The organism is Cellulomonas sp. P5_E12 (assembly GCF_054049315.1).
On sequence record NZ_JBFUMP010000001.1, the window covers coordinates 21,809 to 37,735 of the forward strand.

General features: G+C 72.1%; 11 protein-coding genes and 1 tRNA gene. 8 read left to right on the top strand and 4 right to left on the bottom strand.

Annotation, left to right across the window (positions count from 1 at the left end; translation table 11 throughout):
- The first annotated feature begins 48 nt into the window (after positions 1–48).
- Positions 49–1,836, top strand: a complete 1,788-nt coding sequence (locus ACXJKA_RS00110) for an ABC-F family ATP-binding cassette domain-containing protein (protein WP_456823125.1) — start codon at positions 49–51, stop codon at positions 1,834–1,836.
- Here the strand turns inward: ACXJKA_RS00110 and ACXJKA_RS00115 are convergent.
- Genes ACXJKA_RS00115 through ACXJKA_RS00125 form a run of 3 tightly spaced genes read right to left on the bottom strand, consistent with a single transcriptional unit; the run spans position 1,833 to position 4,172 of the window.
- Complete coding sequence (locus ACXJKA_RS00115) at positions 1,833–3,008, bottom strand: MFS transporter (RefSeq protein WP_456823126.1); 1,176 nt, start codon at positions 3,006–3,008, stop codon at positions 1,833–1,835. The genes ACXJKA_RS00110 and ACXJKA_RS00115 overlap by 4 nt on opposite strands.
- Positions 3,009–3,012: 4 nt before the next feature.
- Positions 3,013–3,537 carry a MarR family winged helix-turn-helix transcriptional regulator gene (locus tag ACXJKA_RS00120; RefSeq protein WP_456823127.1) on the bottom strand — a complete coding sequence of 175 codons (525 nt, stop codon included), beginning with the start codon at positions 3,535–3,537 and terminating at the stop codon, positions 3,013–3,015.
- A gap of 35 nt (positions 3,538–3,572) precedes the next feature.
- On the bottom strand, positions 3,573–4,172 hold the full coding sequence (locus tag ACXJKA_RS00125) for a TetR/AcrR family transcriptional regulator (protein ID WP_456823367.1): 600 nt from the start codon (positions 4,170–4,172) through the stop codon (positions 3,573–3,575).
- 104 nt (positions 4,173–4,276) lie between these two features.
- On the opposite strand from ACXJKA_RS00125, the gene ACXJKA_RS00130 reads away from it, so the two are divergent.
- The 6 genes from ACXJKA_RS00130 (at position 4,277) to ACXJKA_RS00155 (ending at position 10,329) form a co-directional block, all read left to right on the top strand.
- A tRNA-Gln gene (locus ACXJKA_RS00130) sits at positions 4,277–4,348 on the top strand.
- A gap of 109 nt (positions 4,349–4,457) precedes the next feature.
- The gene (gene glmU / locus ACXJKA_RS00135; protein WP_456823128.1) at positions 4,458–6,062 is read left to right on the top strand and encodes a bifunctional UDP-N-acetylglucosamine diphosphorylase/glucosamine-1-phosphate N-acetyltransferase GlmU; all 1,605 of its coding nucleotides are present in this window, start codon (positions 4,458–4,460) and stop codon (positions 6,060–6,062) included.
- Positions 6,059–7,042: a ribose-phosphate diphosphokinase gene (locus tag ACXJKA_RS00140; protein ID WP_456823129.1), complete on the top strand. Its 984-nt coding sequence runs from the start codon at positions 6,059–6,061 to the stop codon at positions 7,040–7,042. The genes glmU and ACXJKA_RS00140 overlap by 4 nt, the downstream gene beginning before the upstream one ends.
- 265 nt (positions 7,043–7,307) lie before the next feature.
- On the top strand, positions 7,308–7,937 hold the full coding sequence (locus ACXJKA_RS00145; protein WP_456823130.1) for a 50S ribosomal protein L25/general stress protein Ctc: 630 nt from the start codon (positions 7,308–7,310) through the stop codon (positions 7,935–7,937).
- A 132-nt stretch (positions 7,938–8,069) separates the two neighbouring features.
- Positions 8,070–8,690, top strand: a complete 621-nt coding sequence (pth, locus tag ACXJKA_RS00150; protein WP_456823131.1) for an aminoacyl-tRNA hydrolase — start codon at positions 8,070–8,072, stop codon at positions 8,688–8,690.
- Between the two features lie 127 nt (positions 8,691–8,817).
- Positions 8,818–10,329 (top strand): sugar transferase, encoded by a 1,512-nt coding sequence (locus tag ACXJKA_RS00155; RefSeq protein WP_456823132.1) that lies wholly within the window; start codon positions 8,818–8,820, stop codon positions 10,327–10,329.
- Here the strand turns inward: ACXJKA_RS00155 and ACXJKA_RS00160 are convergent.
- On the bottom strand, positions 10,323–10,925 hold the full coding sequence (locus ACXJKA_RS00160) for a DapH/DapD/GlmU-related protein (RefSeq protein WP_456823133.1): 603 nt from the start codon (positions 10,923–10,925) through the stop codon (positions 10,323–10,325). The genes ACXJKA_RS00155 and ACXJKA_RS00160 overlap by 7 nt on opposite strands.
- 255 nt (positions 10,926–11,180) lie before the next feature.
- Here ACXJKA_RS00160 and ACXJKA_RS00165 point away from each other — a divergent pair, with 255 nt between their 5' ends.
- Positions 11,181–15,890 (top strand): DUF4082 domain-containing protein, encoded by a 4,710-nt coding sequence (locus tag ACXJKA_RS00165; protein ID WP_456823134.1) that lies wholly within the window; start codon positions 11,181–11,183, stop codon positions 15,888–15,890.
- Positions 15,891–15,927 lie beyond the last annotated feature (37 nt).

Here is a 15,927-nt window from a genome sequence, read left to right on the forward strand (position 1 = left end):
CGGTTGGCGTGGAGGGTCTGTGCGCGTCTGCGGGTAGCCTTCACGCAAATGGCTCACCTTCTCGGCGCGGATCGCGTCACGCTCGCGCTGGGCACGCGCACCCTGCTTGACGAGGTCTCCCTCGGGCTCGACGACGGCCAGCGCATCGGCGTCGTCGGCCCCAACGGCGCCGGCAAGTCGACCCTCCTGCGCGTCCTGTCCGGCGTCCAGGCGCCCGACGACGGCCGCGTGACCCGTGCCGGCGGCGTCCGCGTGGCTGTCCTGGACCAGCGCGACGACCTCCTGGCGGGCCGCACGGTCCTCGACGTCGTGCACGGGTCCGCCGACGAGCACGAGTGGGCGACCGACTCCCGCATCCGCTCGGTCCACACGGGCCTGCTCGCCGACGTGGCGCTCGACGCCGACGTCGCGACCCTGTCCGGCGGCCAGCGCCGGCGCGTCGCCCTGGCCGCGCTGCTGGTCCGCGACGACGAGGTGCTGGTCCTCGACGAGCCCACCAACCACCTCGACGTCGAGGGCGTCGCCTGGCTCGCGGCGCACCTGGTCGACCGCTACACGCGCTCCAACGGCGCGCTCGTCGTCGTCACCCACGACCGCTGGTTCCTCGACGCCGTCTGCACGCGGACGTGGGAGGTGCACGACGGGACGGTCGACCAGTACGAGGGCGGCTACGCGGCCTACGTGCTGGCGCGCGCCGAGCGGGCGCGGACCGCGTCGACCACCGAGGAGAAGCGTCAGAACCTGCTGCGCAAGGAGCTGGCGTGGCTGCGCCGGGGCGCGCCGGCGCGGACGTCGAAGCCCAAGTTCCGCATCGACGCGGCGAACGCGCTCATCGAGAACGAGCCCCCGCCGCGCGACCAGCTGAGCCTCACCCGGATGGCGACCGCCCGGCTGGGCAAGGACGTGCTCGACATCGAGGACGCGTCCGTGGTCTACGGCGACCGGGTGCTCCTGCACGACATCACGTGGCGGCTCGGCCCCGGCGACCGTGTCGGCCTGGTCGGCGTGAACGGCGCCGGCAAGACCTCGCTGCTGCGGCTGCTGTCCGGACGCCAGCAGCCGACCACGGGCCGCGTGAAGCGCGGCAAGACCGTGCAGGTGGCCGAGCTCACCCAGGACGTCGAGGAGCTCGACGAGCTGTCCGCCATGCGCGTCATCGAGGTGATCGAGAGCGAGAAGCGGTCGGTCGTCGTCGGCGGCAAGGAGCTGACCGCCGCGCAGCTGGTCGAGCGGCTCGGCTTCGACCGCGAGCGGTCCCGGACCCCCGTGCGCGACCTGTCGGGCGGCGAGCGTCGGCGGCTGCAGCTGCTGCGGCTGCTCGTCGGCGAGCCCAACGTGCTGCTGCTCGACGAGCCGACCAACGACCTGGACACCGACACGCTGGCCGCGCTCGAGGACCTGCTGGACGGCTGGCCGGGCACCCTGATCGTCGTCTCGCACGACCGGTACCTGCTCGAGCGCGTGTGCGACACGCAGATGGCGCTTCTGGGCGACGGCCTGCTGCGCCAGCTGCCCGGCGGCGTCGAGCAGTACCTGGACCTTCGCCGCACCGCGACGGCGACGGCATCGTCACCGCTGGACGCCCGGCCCGCGAGCACGGCCGCGCCGGCCGCGGTCTCGACCGCCGACCTGCGCACCGCTCGCAAGGAGATCGCCCGGATCGAGCGGCGCCTGTCCCGCATCGCCGACCAGGAGGCGGTCCTGCACCAGCGTATGTCGGACCAGGCGACCGACCACCAGGCGGTCATCGCCCTCGACGCGGAGCTGCGCGCGCTGGCCGTCGAGAAGGACGAGCTGGAGACGGCCTGGATGGAGGCCGCGGAGATCGTCGGTTAGGCCTCGCGCCGCATGCTGCGCAGGGCGAGCCCCGACGCCGTGCCCATGGTGAGCACCGCCCCGAGCACGACGAGCAGCGGAGCGGTCCACCCGCCGCTCGACGTGTGCACCGCCCCGAGCACGCTCGGGCCGAGGGCCGCGCAGCCGTAGCCGATGCTCTGCACGGTCGCGGACATGCGACGTGCGGCGGCCTGCGACCCGGCGGTCGAGGCGATCACGGTGAAGATGACGGCGAAGTTCCCGCCCTGCGCCACGCCCGCGAACGTGCACCACAGGGCCCACCCCGACGGGGCCAGCAGCAGGCCGACGGGCAGCGCGACCCAGCCGACGGCGATCGCCGCGGACACCGCCGCCACGGGAGCGCGCCGCCCGAGCGCGATCGGCACCGCGATGCCGCCGACCATCCCGAACAGCTGGAACAGCGCCGCGGCCCCGCCCGACGCGGCGCGCTCGAGGCCGAGGGTGTCGTGCAGCACCGACGGCAGCCAGGCGCTGACCGCGTAGTACCCGAACGCCTGCCCGGCGAACGCGACCGCCAGCAGCCAGGTGACGGGTCGCCGCCACACGTTCGGGGCGCCGGTGGTCGCGACGAGCACGACGGGCTCGGCCTTCCCGAACGGGTACGCGCGCTGCCACACCACGAGGGCCGCCACCGCGAGCAGCCCCCACGACGCGAGCGCCCACCGCCAGCCGACGACCGCAGCCAGGGGCGCGGTCAGGGTGGTGGTCAGCACGCTGCCGCCGTTGAGCGCGGCGGTGTACAGACCGGTGACGCGCGGCACGTGGCCGGGGAAGTCGCGGCCGATGACCACGGGCACCGCGACGTTGCCGGCGGTGATGGCGACACCGATGAGCACGGTGCCGACGAGCGCGGTGGCGAACCCGTCGGACGACCGCAGCAGCGTGCCCGCCAGCACGGTGACCAGCGACGCCGCGACCACCCGGCCGGTGCCCAGCCGCCCGAGCAGCACCGCCATGAGGGGCGTCGCCAGCGCGAAGCACAGGACCGGGATGCCCGTGAGCAGGCCGACGCTCGCGGCGCTCAGACCCAGGTCGGCGCGAACGTCGTCGACCACCGGGGCCAGCGCGGTGATCGGCGCGCGCAGGTTCAGCGCGTACAGCAGGACGGCGGCGAGCAGGAGTCCCCGGGCGGCGGACCGCGCCGCCGTCATGCCCTCACGACGCGTCGAACGGCGCGGTCACCTCGCGCAGCAGGTCGGCGAGCCGGTCGCGGTCCGCCTCGTCGAGGTCGCCGAGCAGGCCGCGCTCGACGTCGAGCAGGTCGGCGAACGCCGCGTCGACCCGGGCCAGCCCGACCGGGGTGAGCTGGACGAGGACCCCGCGGCGGTCGTCGGGAGCCGGCTGCCTCTCGACCAGGCCGTGCTCCGCCAGCCGGTCGATCCGGTTGGTCATGGTGCCGCTGGTGACCAACGTCTGGGTGAGCAGCGCGCCGGGGGAGAGGCGGTACGGGGCGCCGGCCCGGCGCAGCGCGGAGAGGACGTCGAACTCCCACGTCTCCAGGTCGTGGCGGGCGAACGCCGAGCGCCGGGCGAGGTCGAGGTGCCGCGCGAGGCGGCTGACGCGCGAGAGGACCGTCAGCGGGCGGACGTCGAGGTCCGGGCGCTCGCGCTCCCAGGCGAGGACGATCCGATCGACCTCGTCGCGGGACCCCGGGGCGTCCGGGGACGTGCGTGCCACCATGACGCGAGATTACTCGACGTCGACAGAGATCCCCGTCATCCGCTACCGGTCAGCGTGGGCCGACGCTCGAGCCCCGACAACCCGTTCCACGCGAGGTTCACCAGGTGGGCGGCGACCACGTTCTTGCTCGGGCTGCGGGCGTCGAGCCACCACTGCCCCGTGAGCGCGACCATGCCGACCAGCATCTGCGCGTAGATGGGCGCCGTCTTGGGGTCCTGGCCCTGGTTCTTGAACTGGTCCGCCAGCAGGTGCTCGACCTGCGTCGCCACGTCCCCGATCAGGCTGGAGAACGTGCCGGTCGCCTGGGCGACGGGGGAGTCGCGCACCAGGATCCGGAACCCGTCCTCGGACGCCTCGATGTACCCGAGCAGGGCCAACGTGGCCCGCTCGACCACCGCCTTGGGGTGCCCGCCCACCTCGAGCGCACCTGTGAGGGCGGTCGTCAGGGCCTGGATCTCGCGGTCGACGACGACCGCGTAGACGCCCTCCTTGCCGCCGAAGTGCTCGTACACCACCGGCTTGGACACCTCGGCGCGGGCGGCGATCTCCTCCACGCTCGTGCCGTCGAAGCCCTTCTCGGCGAACAGGCGGCGCGACACGTCGAGCAGCTGGGCGCGCCGCTGCGTCCCCGTCATGCGGGAGCGGGGTGCGCGCTTGCTGTCGTTGGCCACGCGCCCATCATGCCGTGAGGGCCTGCCCTGCCTGGCAGACTTGGCGGCCACGACGCGTGTGGCGTCGGTCCGCCCTGGTGTAACGGCAGCACGCCGGCCTTTGGAGCCGTGCAGTCCAGGTTCGAATCCTGGGGGCGGAGCCGTGAGGACCCACTGCGGCGGATGCGACCGCCGCGCGCAGGTAGAGTGCACGGTGCGCACGAGATCCGCCGCCCGAGACCCGGGCAGATCCGCGAGGAGCACCCCCAGGTGACGTTCCCCCGCCCGGCCGCCGTCGTCGTCCTCGCCGCAGGTGAAGGAACCCGGATGCGCTCGGCGACTCCCAAGGTCCTGCACACCCTGGCCGGCCGCAGCATGGTCGGCCACGCGCTGGCCACCGCCCGAGCCCTCGACCCCGGCCGCGTACTGGTCGTCGTCCGCCACGAGCGCGAGCGCGTCGCCGCGCACGTGCGTGAGGTGGACCCGCAGGCGCTGCTGGCCGACCAGGACGAGATCCCCGGCACGGGCAGGGCCGTCCAGGTCGCCATGACGGCGCTCGACGCCGCCGCGCAGGCGGACGCCGCCGCCGACACGACCGCAGGCTCGGCGACGCACGCCCAGGTGGTCGGCGCGGTCGTCGTCATCGCCGGCGACGTGCCGCTGCTCGACGCCGCCACGCTGCACGAGCTGCTCGAGGCCCACCACGCCGACGGCAACGCCGTCACGGTGCTCACCACTGAGGTGGCGGAGCCCACCGGTTACGGCCGGATCCTGCGCGAGCCCGGCACCGGTGACGTGCTCGGCATCGTCGAGGAGAAGGACGCCGACGACGCCCAGCGCGCGATCACCGAGATCAACTCCTCCATCTACGTCTTCGACGCCGGGGTGCTGCGCGGCGCGCTCGGCCGGCTCGGCCGCGACAACGCGCAGGGCGAGGTCTACCTGACCGACGTCCTGGCCATCGCGCGGACCGACGGCGGCCACGTTCGGGCGCTGCGCACGGACGACCCCGTGCTGGTCGAGGGCGTCAACGACCGCGTCCAGCTGGCGGTGCTGCGGGCGGAGCTGAACCGCCGCATCCTCGACGACTGGATGCGCGAGGGCGTCACGGTCGTCGACCCGGCGACCACGTGGGTCGACGTGGACGTCGAGCTCGAGCGGGACGTCACGCTCCTGCCCGGCACGCAGCTGCACGGCGCCACGGTGGTCCGCGAGGGCGCGACCGTCGGCCCCGACACCACCCTGACCGACGTCGAGGTGGGCCCCCGGGCCAGCGTCGTGCGCACCCACGGCCTGCTCGCGGTGATCGGTGCGGACGCCAGCGTCGGCCCGTTCGCCTACCTGCGCCCCGGCACGGTGCTCGGCGACGACGGGAAGATCGGCACGTTCGTCGAGACCAAGAACGCACAGATCGGCACCGGCTCGAAGGTCCCGCACCTGTCCTACGTGGGCGACGCGACGATCGGTGAGCACACCAACATCGGCGCGGCCTCGGTGACCGTCAACTACGACGGCGTCAACAAGCACCACACGACCATCGGCTCGTACGCCCGCACGGGCGCGGACAACATGTTCGTCGCGCCCGTGACCATCGGTGACGGGGCCTACACCGGCGCCGGCAGCGTGATCCGTCGCGACGTGCCCTCGGGGGCGCTCGGCGTCAGCGCCGGTGCGCAGCGCAACATCGAGGGCTGGGTCGCACGTGCGCGGGCCGGGACCCCCGCCGCGGCCGCCGTGGTCCGTCGTCCGGCCGCCGACGAGCTCTCGCCGCAGGCCCGGGCCGAGCGCGAGCGCGCCTCGGCCGCGTCCTTGGACGCGCCACCGACCAGTTCCGACACCCCGACCGACTCGAACACGAAGGACTCCGCACGATGACCGGGATCATCTCCTCGGACGGCGAGAAGCGTCTGGTGCTCCTCTCGGGGCGCGCGCACACCGACCTCGCCACCAGCGTCGCGGCCCACCTGGGCATCGAGCTCCTGCCGACGACCGCGTACGAGTTCGCGAACGGCGAGATCTACACGCGCTTCGGGGAGTCCGTGCGCGGCGCCGACACCTTCGTGCTGCAGTCCCACGCGTCGCCGATCAACACGTGGATCATGGAGCAGCTGCTCATGGTCGACGCGCTCAAGCGGGCGTCCGCCAAGACGATCACCGTCGTCGCGCCGTTCTACGGGTACGCCCGCCAGGACAAGAAACACCGCGGCCGCGAGCCGATCTCCGCGCGCCTCATGGCGGACCTGTTCAAGACCGCCGGCGCCGACCGGCTGATGAGCGTCGACCTGCACGCCGCCCAGATCCAGGGCTTCTTCGACGGCCCCGTCGACCACCTCTGGGCCATGCCGATCCTCACGGAGTACGTGCGCAGCCGGGTCGACACGACCAACGTCACGGTCGTCTCGCCCGACGCGGGCCGCATCCGCGTCGCCGAGCAGTGGGCCGCCAAGCTGGGCGGCGGACCGCTGGCGTTCGTGCACAAGACGCGCGACATCCGCAGCCCCAACAAGACGGTCGCCAACCGCGTCGTCGGTGACGTCGAGGGCCGCAGCTGCGTGCTCGTCGACGACCTCATCGACACGGCCGGCACCATCGCCGGCGCCGTGCGCGTCATCCTGGAGGCCGGCGCCAAGGACGTCATCGTCGCCGCGACGCACGGCGTGCTGTCGGACCCCGCTGTGGACCGCCTGCAGAACTGCGGGGCGCGCGAGGTCGTCATCACGGACACCCTGCCCATCGCCGACGACCGCCGTTTCCCCACCCTGACGGTGCTGTCGATCGCACCGCTCATCGCGCGCGCCATCCGCGAGGTCTTCGACGACGGCTCGGTCACGTCCCTCTTCGACGGCCAGGCCTGAGCACCTGCGGGTTGGGCATCCTGGCGTCGAGCGGGTAGTCTCTCCAGGTTGCCTCGGCGAGGGACGAAGGACGGTCGACGAAGTTCCACGACCACCTGCGCTCCGTGATCGACTGGGCGAGCGCCTCCGCGTGCCCGTCCTGCGTCCCGCGTCGAGGCCACCACACCTGTCTAGATCCGCGTCGCGCGGCTTTCGTCGCGCACGCCACGCCATCACAGCCGCCACGTCGCGTCCACTGCGCCGACGTCAGCACTTGGGAGTACACGTGTCCGAGGTCAAGCTCGTCGCCACCACCCGTTCCGAGTTCGGCAAGGGGGCCGCGCGCCGCCTGCGCCGCGCCGACCAGATCCCCGCCGTCCTGTACGGGCACGGCTCCGACCCGCTCCACGTCGCCCTCCCGGGCCACGCCACGATGCTCGCGGTCAAGCAGGCCAACGCGCTCTTCGCCATCGAGCTCGACGGCAAGACCACGCTCGCGATCACCAAGGACGTCCAGCGCGACGTCGTCAAGAACACGATCGAGCACGTCGACCTGCTCATCGTGAAGAAGGGCGAGAAGGTCTCCGTCGACGTCCCCGTGACGATCGTCGGCGAGTCGGCGCCTGGCACGATCCACGTCGTCGAGACGCAGACGCTGTCCCTCGAGGCCGAGGCGACGCACCTGCCCACCGAGGTCGAGGTCTCCATCGAGGGTCTCGCGGGTGGCTCCAGCGTCAACGCCGGCGACGTCACGCTGCCTGCAGGCTCCGTCCTGCTGACCGACCCGGAGATCACCGTCGTGTCCGTCACCGTCCCGCACGCCTCGGCTGAGGACGTCGCCGCCGACGCCGCTGCCGCGGACCTGGCTGCCTCGCAGTCCGCCGCGTCGGCCGCCGCCGCCGAGTCCGAGGCCTGAGCCTCGCGCTGAGCTGCGCGCGGGTCGGACGCGAGTCCGCCTGAACGCACAGCACGTCTCGCGACGCCCGGTACCGTTCCTGACGGTGCCGGGCGTCGCTGTTCCCCGCCCCACCCCGCAGGAGGAGACCCGATGAGCGACGGACCCTGGCTGGTCGTCGGCCTCGGCAACCCCGGACCCCAGTACGCGGGCAACCGCCACAACGTGGGCCAGATGGTGCTCGACGAGCTGGCACGCCGGACCGGTGCGACCTTCGGCTCCCGCGCGTCGGGGCTGCTGTCCCGCCGACCGCAGGCGGCGGTCGCCGAGGCGCGCCTCGGGGTCCTGCCCGGCGGGGCGCCGGGCCCGCGCGTCGTGCTCGCCAAGCCGACGACGTACATGAACGTCTCCGGCGGACCGGTCGCCGCGCTGGCGAAGTACTACGACGTGCCCGCCGACCGCACGGTCCTGGTGCACGACGAGCTCGACATCCCCTTCGCCGACGTCCGGCTCAAGCGCGGTGGGGGCGAGGGCGGCCACAACGGGCTCCGCGACACCACCAAGGCGCTGGGTACCAAGGAGTACGTCCGCGTGCGCGTCGGCGTCGGCCGGCCCCCCGGTCGCATGGATGCGGCCGACTTCGTCCTGCGCGACTTCGCGAAGCCCGAGGTCAAGGACCTGCCCTGGCTGATCGACGCCGCGGCCGACGCCGTCGAGCTCGTCGTCACGCAGGGTCTGGAGGCTGCGCAGCTCAAGTTCCACACGAAGACCTGACCGCCCAAAGCGCCCCAAGGGGGTGAAGTGTGGGTGAAAACGGACAAAAGGGCCTATCTCGTATCGTTCTACGCGCATAGCCTCCGACTCGGACACATGGTCCACAGGGGCGGCGAACGGGTAGGCGATGACGATCCTCGAGGATCCGGCGGAGAACATGGATGTTCTCCTCGACCGGCGCAGGGCCGCAACCGGCCCGCGACGCTCGTGGGCATCGACGCAGCCGTTCGTCACGCACCCTCGCCCGGCGCTTGCCGCGTACGACGCGGAGCACTGGGGCACGGTGGCCGGCCACTACGTGCGGCAGGCCCTCGTCCTGGACCTCGTCATCACCGCGTTCGTGATCAGCGCGGCCGCGGCCTTCGGCGCCGCGTCGGGCTGGTGGGCCGCCGTCGCCGGTGTCGCCTTCCTGCTCATGGTCGCCGCAGGGCGCGGATACGACCGCAAGTCGCTCGGTGACGGGCCGGTCGAGTTCCAGGCGGTGCTGCGCGCCGGCGTCGGCGCTGCGGCGATCGTCGCTCTCGGCAGCGTCGCGCTCGCCATGCCGCTGCCCCGGGTCCAGGTGGCTGCGACGATCGTCCTGCTGACGATCGCGACGGCAGTCGGTCGACACCTCCTGCGCCGGTCCCTGCACAGGCGTCGCACCCGCGGGATCGCGATGTCCCGGACCCTCGTCGTCGGGGACGCCAAGTCGGTCCACCACCTCATCCACGACCTCCGCGGAGCCACCTACCACGGCTACCAGGTGGTCGGCGTGTGCCTCCCGGCGATCACCGACCAGCCCCCGCAGGACGGCGTCCCCACGCTGGGTGCGCTCGCCGACATCCCGCAGGTCGCCTACGACCACCAGGTCGACGTCGTCATCGTCTCGGGCAGCGAGCTGTCGGGCGAGGCGCTGCGGCGGCTCTCGTGGGCGCTCGGCCGGGCCGGTGTCGAGCTCGTGGTGTCCCCGGGGCTCGTCGAGGTGCTCGGCCCGCGGGTCCACCTGCGCCCGACCGCCGGGCTGTCGCTGCTCGAGGTCGAGACCTCGTCGCCCCGGCGGCGGATGCTCGCGAAGTCCGCGCTGGACCGCACGCTCGGCGCCGCGATCCTCCTGGCGGCCTCGCCCGTCATCGCCTTCGCCGCCCTCGCCGTGCGGCTGACCAGCCGCGGTCCCGCGTTCTTCCGCCAGCGCCGCATCGGCGTTGACGGACGCGAGTTCACCATGTGGAAGCTGCGCAGCATGTACGTCGACGCCGAGGAGCGCAAGGCGGCACTGCTGATCCGGAGCGACCGCGACGGCCTGATGTTCAAGATGCACGACGACCCGCGCATCACGCGCGTCGGCAAGCTTCTGCGCCGCTACTCGGTCGACGAGCTGCCGCAGCTGTGGAACGTCGTCCGCGGGGACATGTCGCTGGTGGGCCCGCGCCCGCCGCTCCCGCAGGAGGTCGACGAGTACCACGACGCCGTCTACCGCAGGCTGCACGTGCGCCCCGGGCTCACGGGCCTGTGGCAGGTGAGCGGGCGCGCCGACCTCTCCTGGGAGGAGTCGGTGCGGCTGGACCTGCGGTACGTCGACAACTGGTCCGTCGCGATGGACCTGATGATCCTCTGGAAGACGGGGCGCGCGGTGTTCGGCGGCTCCGGCGCCTACTGAGCCAGCGTCAGCTCACCGTCCTGCTCGACGTACCCCTCGCCGGTCGTCGGGCAGACCCACTTCTGGTCCCCTGCCGGCTCCAGCGGCGTCCCGGCGCGGCCCACCCAGCGGATCCGTCGTGCGGGCACGCCCGCGACCAGCGCGAAGTCCGGGACGTCCTTGGTGACCACCGAGCCGGCCGCGACGAGCGCCCAGCGCCCGATCGTCACCGGCGCGACGCACACCGACCGGGCGCCGATCGACGCGCCCGTACGGACCGTGACTCCGACGGCATGCCAGTCGTCGGCCGACTTCAGCGAGCCGTCGGGGTTGATCGCCCGGGGGTAGTAGTCGTTGGTGAACACGACCGCGGGCCCGACGAACGCGCCGTCCTCGAGCACGGCTGGCTCGTAGACGAGCGCATGGTTCTGGATCTTGCAGCGATCGCCGACGACCACGCCCGGGCCGATGTACGCGCCGCGGCCGACGATGCAGTCGGACCCCACCCGGGCGTCCTCGCGGACCTGGGCCAGGTGCCAGATCCGGGTGCCGGCGCCGATGGTGGCGCGGGGGTCGACGTCGGCCGTGGGGGCCACGATGTGGTTCGTCTCTGACACGGTTCGCTCCTGCGGTGAGGGGTTAGGTCGGGCCGATTGTGGCGTGTTGGGCGGGAGCCGGGCGATGGCTCATTACGTCATCTGGGCGACTGTCCCTGTCACGCCGGGTGATATCTCCCCATAAGTGATCGTTGCGCCCGAGATGTCCTTTATCGTCCGGTATCAGGAGTCTTCACAGAGTCTCCCTCGTCGACAAGGGCGCGTCCGGGCAGGCGCACTCGACCGGAGCTCGATCCCGATCCTACGGAGCAACCCATGCGTTCCCGACTCGCCTCCCGCCGCACGGTCGCCTTCGTGGCGTCCCTCGCTGTCGGTGCGTCCCTGCTCGTCGTCGCCGGTGCGACGCCGGCGACGGCCGCCGACCCCTGCGGCACCGGGGGGAACCCCGTGGCCTGCGAGAACTCGAAGCCTGGCGCCGACCCCTCGGAGTGGGAGATCGACGGCGCGGGTGACAACGGCATCCAGGGCTTCTCCACCGACATCTCGGTGAACGTCGGGAGCACGATCGGCTTCAAGATCAAGACGGCCGCACGGGCCTACACGATCGACATCTACCGCACGGGGTACTACGGCGGTCTCGGCGCCCGCAAGATCGCCTCGGTCACCCCGTCGGCGACATTGCCGCAGACCCAGCCGCAGTGCGTCACGGCTGCGGCAACGGAGATCTACGACTGCGGCAACTGGGCCGTCTCGGCCAGCTGGGCGGTGCCGTCGGCCGCGGTGTCCGGCGTGTACATCGCGCACTTGCACGACCCGGCGACGGACGACGAGAGCCAGATCACCTTCATCGTCCGCAACGACGCGAGCACGTCCGCGGTCCTGTTCCAGACGTCGGACCCGACGTGGCAGGCGTACAACACGTACGGCGGCTCGGACTTCTACCAGGGCGCCGCCAACGGCCGTGCGTACAAGATCAGCTACAACCGGCCGTTCGCGACTCGCGACGGCGTGACACAGCGCGACTTCTACTTTGGTGCCGAGTACCCGATGGTTCGCTTCCTCGAGCGCAACGGGTACGACGTCAGCTACATGGCAGGTGTCGACTCCGACCGGCGTGGTGCCCTCATCAAGAACCACAAGGTGTTCTTGTCGGTGGGCCACGACGAGTACTGGTCCGCCGCACAGCGCGCCAACGTCGAGGCCGCACGGGATGCCGGCGTGAACCTCGCGTTCTTCAGCGGCAACGAGGTCTACTGGCACACGCGGTACGAGAACTCCGTCGCCGGCACGGCTACGGCCTACCGGACCCTGGTCTCCTACAAGGAGACGTGGTCGGACGGCAAGATCGACCCCACCGCCGAGTGGACCGGGACATGGCGTGACCCGCGCTTCGCGTCGACCGCGGCCGGCGCCGGGAAGCCGGAGAACGGGCTCACGGGCACGCTCTACATGTCGAACTACTCCGACCTGCCCGTGACGGTCTCCTCGGACGAAGGCAAGTACCGGCTCTGGCGTGGGACGAGCCTGGCGGCGCTGGCGACGGGCACGACGGCGGCGCTCGCGCCCCACACCGTCGGGTACGAGTCCAACGAGGACCTGGACAACGGGTCGCGGCCGGCGGGCCTCGTCCGGCTGTCGACGACCACCGGACCGGTCGCGGAGTACCTGCAGGATTACGGCAACACCGTGCTCCCGGGCACCACGACGCACCACACGACGATGTACCGGGCGCCCAGCGGAGCGCTGGTGTTCTCGGCCGGCAGCATCCAGTGGTCGTGGGGACTCGACGCCACGCACGACGGCGACGGTGCCGCGGCGGACCCCCGCATGCAGCAGGCGACCGTGAACCTGCTGGCCGACATGTCGGCGCAGCCGGCCACGCTCATGGCCGGTCTGGTCGCCGCGACCAAGTCCACGGACACGACCGCGCCGACAGCGACCATCACGTCGCCGGCCGCGGGTGCGGCTATCGCCAACGGTGCGTCGGTGACGGTCACCGGCACCGCCGCGGACGTCGGCGGCCGCGTCGCGGGCGTCGAGGTGTCGACCGACGGGGGCACGCGTTGGCACCCGGCGATCGGGACCGCGGCATGGACGTACACGTACGTGCAGGCGGGCCAGGGGTCTGTGCCGATCAAGGTCCGGGCCATTGACGACAGCGCGAACATCAGCGGGACGCCCGTGACGCGCAACGTCGCTGTGTCGTGCCCGTGCAGCGTGTTCGGCTCCGCCGTCCCGGCGGTCGCCGCAGCCAACGACGCCGGCGCGGTCGAGCTGGGGCTGACATTCACGTCCTCGATCGACGGCTACGCCACCGGTGTCCGCTTCTACAAGGGCACCGGCAACACTGGCACCCACACCGGTCGTCTCTGGACCTCGACCGGCCAGCTGTTGGGCTCGGTGGTCTTCTCGGGTGAGACGGCGACCGGCTGGCAGACCGCACAGTTCAGCACCCCCGTGCCGCTCACCGCAGGCACCGCCTACGTCGTGTCGTACACGGCCCCGGCAGGGCACTACGCGGTCGCGTCGAACTTCTTCTCCTCCCAGGGCGTGGCCGCCGCGCCGCTCTCGACGACCGGCGGCTTCGGAACCGCACCCGCAGGCGTCTATGGCGGAGCGGGCACGTTCCCGAGCAGCAGCTACGCCAACAGCAACTACTACGTCGACGTGCAGTTCGGCACCGTCGACGGCACGCCGATGACGATCGGGGGCGGACTGCCGCTGGCCGGTTCGTCGAGCGTCTCCACGGGGGCGGCCGTGAGCGTCGTCCTGTCCAAGCCGGCCGCCGGGACGCCGAGCATCGCCGTGACCAAGAACGGCGGCGGCGCGGTCGCGGGGACGACGACCTACACCGCAGGCACTCGGACGATCACGTTCACCCCGAGCGCGGCTCTGGCGAATTCGTCGACGTACACGGCGACCGTCACAGCTCTCGACTCGACCGGCGCAGGTATCAACGGTTCGAAGTCGTGGTCGTTCACCACCGCCGCAGCACCGCAGGTGGCCGGGGCGCGCACACTGTCGCTGTACGACGAGTCGGCCGTGCCAGGACTGCTCGAGGACGTCGACACGGTTCCCGTGACCCTCGGTGTCCGGTTCGCCAGCAGCGTCGACGGGACAGTCACCGGCGTGCGGTTCTACAAGGGCCCGAACAACACGGGCACCCACGTCGGCGCGCTCTGGGCCGTCGGGGGCGCCACTCCGCTCGCCCAGGCCACGTTCAGCGGCGAGAGCACGATGGGCTGGCAGACGGTCACGTTCGCCACACCGATCCACATCACGAAGGACGTCGAGTACGTCGCGTCCTACCGCACCACGGTCGGCAAATACTCGGCCACAGTCGGCGCCTTCTCGGGCACCGGGGTGCAGCGAGCACCGTTGCGGACGGCGGCGGCCAGCGGGTCGTACTCGTACACCGACACGTACCCCGGCTCGACCAGCTCGACGAGCTACATGGTCGACGTCGTCTTCACCCAGGACGCGGCGCCGTTGGCGGTCGTGTCCCAGGCGCCGGCACCGAGCGACCCCGGCGCCTCGGCGAGCGCGCCCGTCTCCGTGACGTTCAACGCACCGCTGACCGCGTCCGCTGTCCTCGCTCTCAAGGCCGGTGCGGCGACCGTGGCGGGAACGAGCGCCAAGTCGACCGACGGGCGCACCTTGACCTTCACCCCGTCAGCAGCACTGGCGGCCTCCACCGTCTACACGGCGACGGCGAGCGGTCTCACCTCGACCGACGGCGCGACGCTGGCCGCGCAGACCTGGTCGTTCACCACCGCTGCACCCGGCGGATGCCCGTGCACCATCTTCGGAGGCGCCGTCCCGACGACGCCGGCGGCGAACGACTCTGCCGCCGTCGAGCTCGGCGTCGCGTTCACCCCCACGACGACGGGGCTGGTCAGCGGCGTGCGGTTCTACAAGGGCAGCGGCAACGGCGGCACGCACACGGGCACGCTCTGGAGCTCGAGCGGTCAGCAGCTGCGGACCGTGACGTTCACTGGCGAGAGCGCGACTGGTTGGCAGACGGCGACGTTCGCCACGCCGTACGAGGTGACACCGGGGACGACCTACGTCATCTCCTACCTGGCACCTCAGGGCAGGTACGCCGCCGCGGCCAACGCGTTCGTGGCCAACCAGACCGTCGGCCCGCTGACCGTGCCCGCAGTGGGTAATGGCCGGTACCGGTACGGCGGAGGCTTCCCTACGGACACGTGGCAGCAGACGAACTACTTCGTCGACGTCGTCTTCACGACGGCACCGCCGAGCCCGCCGACGGTGACGGCGCAAGCCCCGCCCGCCGGTGCTTCCGGTGTCTCGTCGACGGCGACCGTGGCCGCGACGCTCTCGAAGGCACCACCGTCGGGCACGCCGGTCCTGGCCCTCACCGGTCCGGGCGGCGCGATCGCCGGCACCAGTGCCTACGACGCGGGCACGCTCACGGTCTCGTTCACGCCCAGCGTCCCACTGCCGGCGGGGGCGACGATCTCGACGGCGACGACGCTGGCGGGCGTCGCGGTCGGCTCGGGCGCGTGGAGCTTCACCGTCGCCGCGGCCGCTCCCGTGGGCGTCTCCCTGTGGGCCGACACCGACGTGCCGACCTACCCGGCGTGGAACGACCCGGCCTCGGTCCAGGTGGGGACGCGGTTCACCACGAGCGTGGCAGGCACGGTCACTGCCATCAGGTTCTACAAGGGCGCGACGAACACGGGCGTGCACACGGTCAACCTCTGGGGGCCGGCGAACGACCTCCTCGCTCAGGCACCGTCCACGGCCGAGTCCGGTGCGGGGTGGCAGACCGTGCCCCTGCCGGCACCGGTCGCACTCGTGCCGGGCCAGACCTACACGGCGGCGTACCACTCGACAACCGGCATGTACGCGGTCACGTCAAACGGCCTCGCTGCCGTCCGGACCAGCGGTCCGCTGTCCACGCTCGCGCCCGGCGGTGCGTACGTGTACGGAACGGGCTTCCCGTCGGGTAGCTCGTCCGCCTCCTACGGTGTCGACCTCGTCTTTGTCCCGTCCGGATGACCGGACCCTTCACCGGCCAGTGGCCGTCGGGACGTCG

What these genes read in the sequence shown, in the direction of transcription:
- ACXJKA_RS00125 (WP_456823367.1), bottom strand. Translation starts at nt 4,172, where the DNA reads ATGACGGGGACGCAGCGGCGCGCCCAGCTGCTCGACGTGTCGCGCCGC.
- pth (WP_456823131.1), top strand. Translation starts at nt 8,070, where the DNA reads ATGAGCGACGGACCCTGGCTGGTCGTCGGCCTCGGCAACCCCGGACCC.
- ACXJKA_RS00115 (WP_456823126.1), bottom strand. Translation starts at nt 3,008, where the DNA reads ATGACGGCGGCGCGGTCCGCCGCCCGGGGACTCCTGCTCGCCGCCGTC.
- ACXJKA_RS00165 (WP_456823134.1), top strand. Translation starts at nt 11,181, where the DNA reads ATGCGTTCCCGACTCGCCTCCCGCCGCACGGTCGCCTTCGTGGCGTCC.
- ACXJKA_RS00140 (WP_456823129.1), top strand. Translation starts at nt 6,059, where the DNA reads ATGACCGGGATCATCTCCTCGGACGGCGAGAAGCGTCTGGTGCTCCTC.
- ACXJKA_RS00155 (WP_456823132.1), top strand. Translation starts at nt 8,818, where the DNA reads ATGACGATCCTCGAGGATCCGGCGGAGAACATGGATGTTCTCCTCGAC.
- ACXJKA_RS00120 (WP_456823127.1), bottom strand. Translation starts at nt 3,537, where the DNA reads ATGGTGGCACGCACGTCCCCGGACGCCCCGGGGTCCCGCGACGAGGTC.
- ACXJKA_RS00110 (WP_456823125.1), top strand. Translation starts at nt 49, where the DNA reads ATGGCTCACCTTCTCGGCGCGGATCGCGTCACGCTCGCGCTGGGCACG.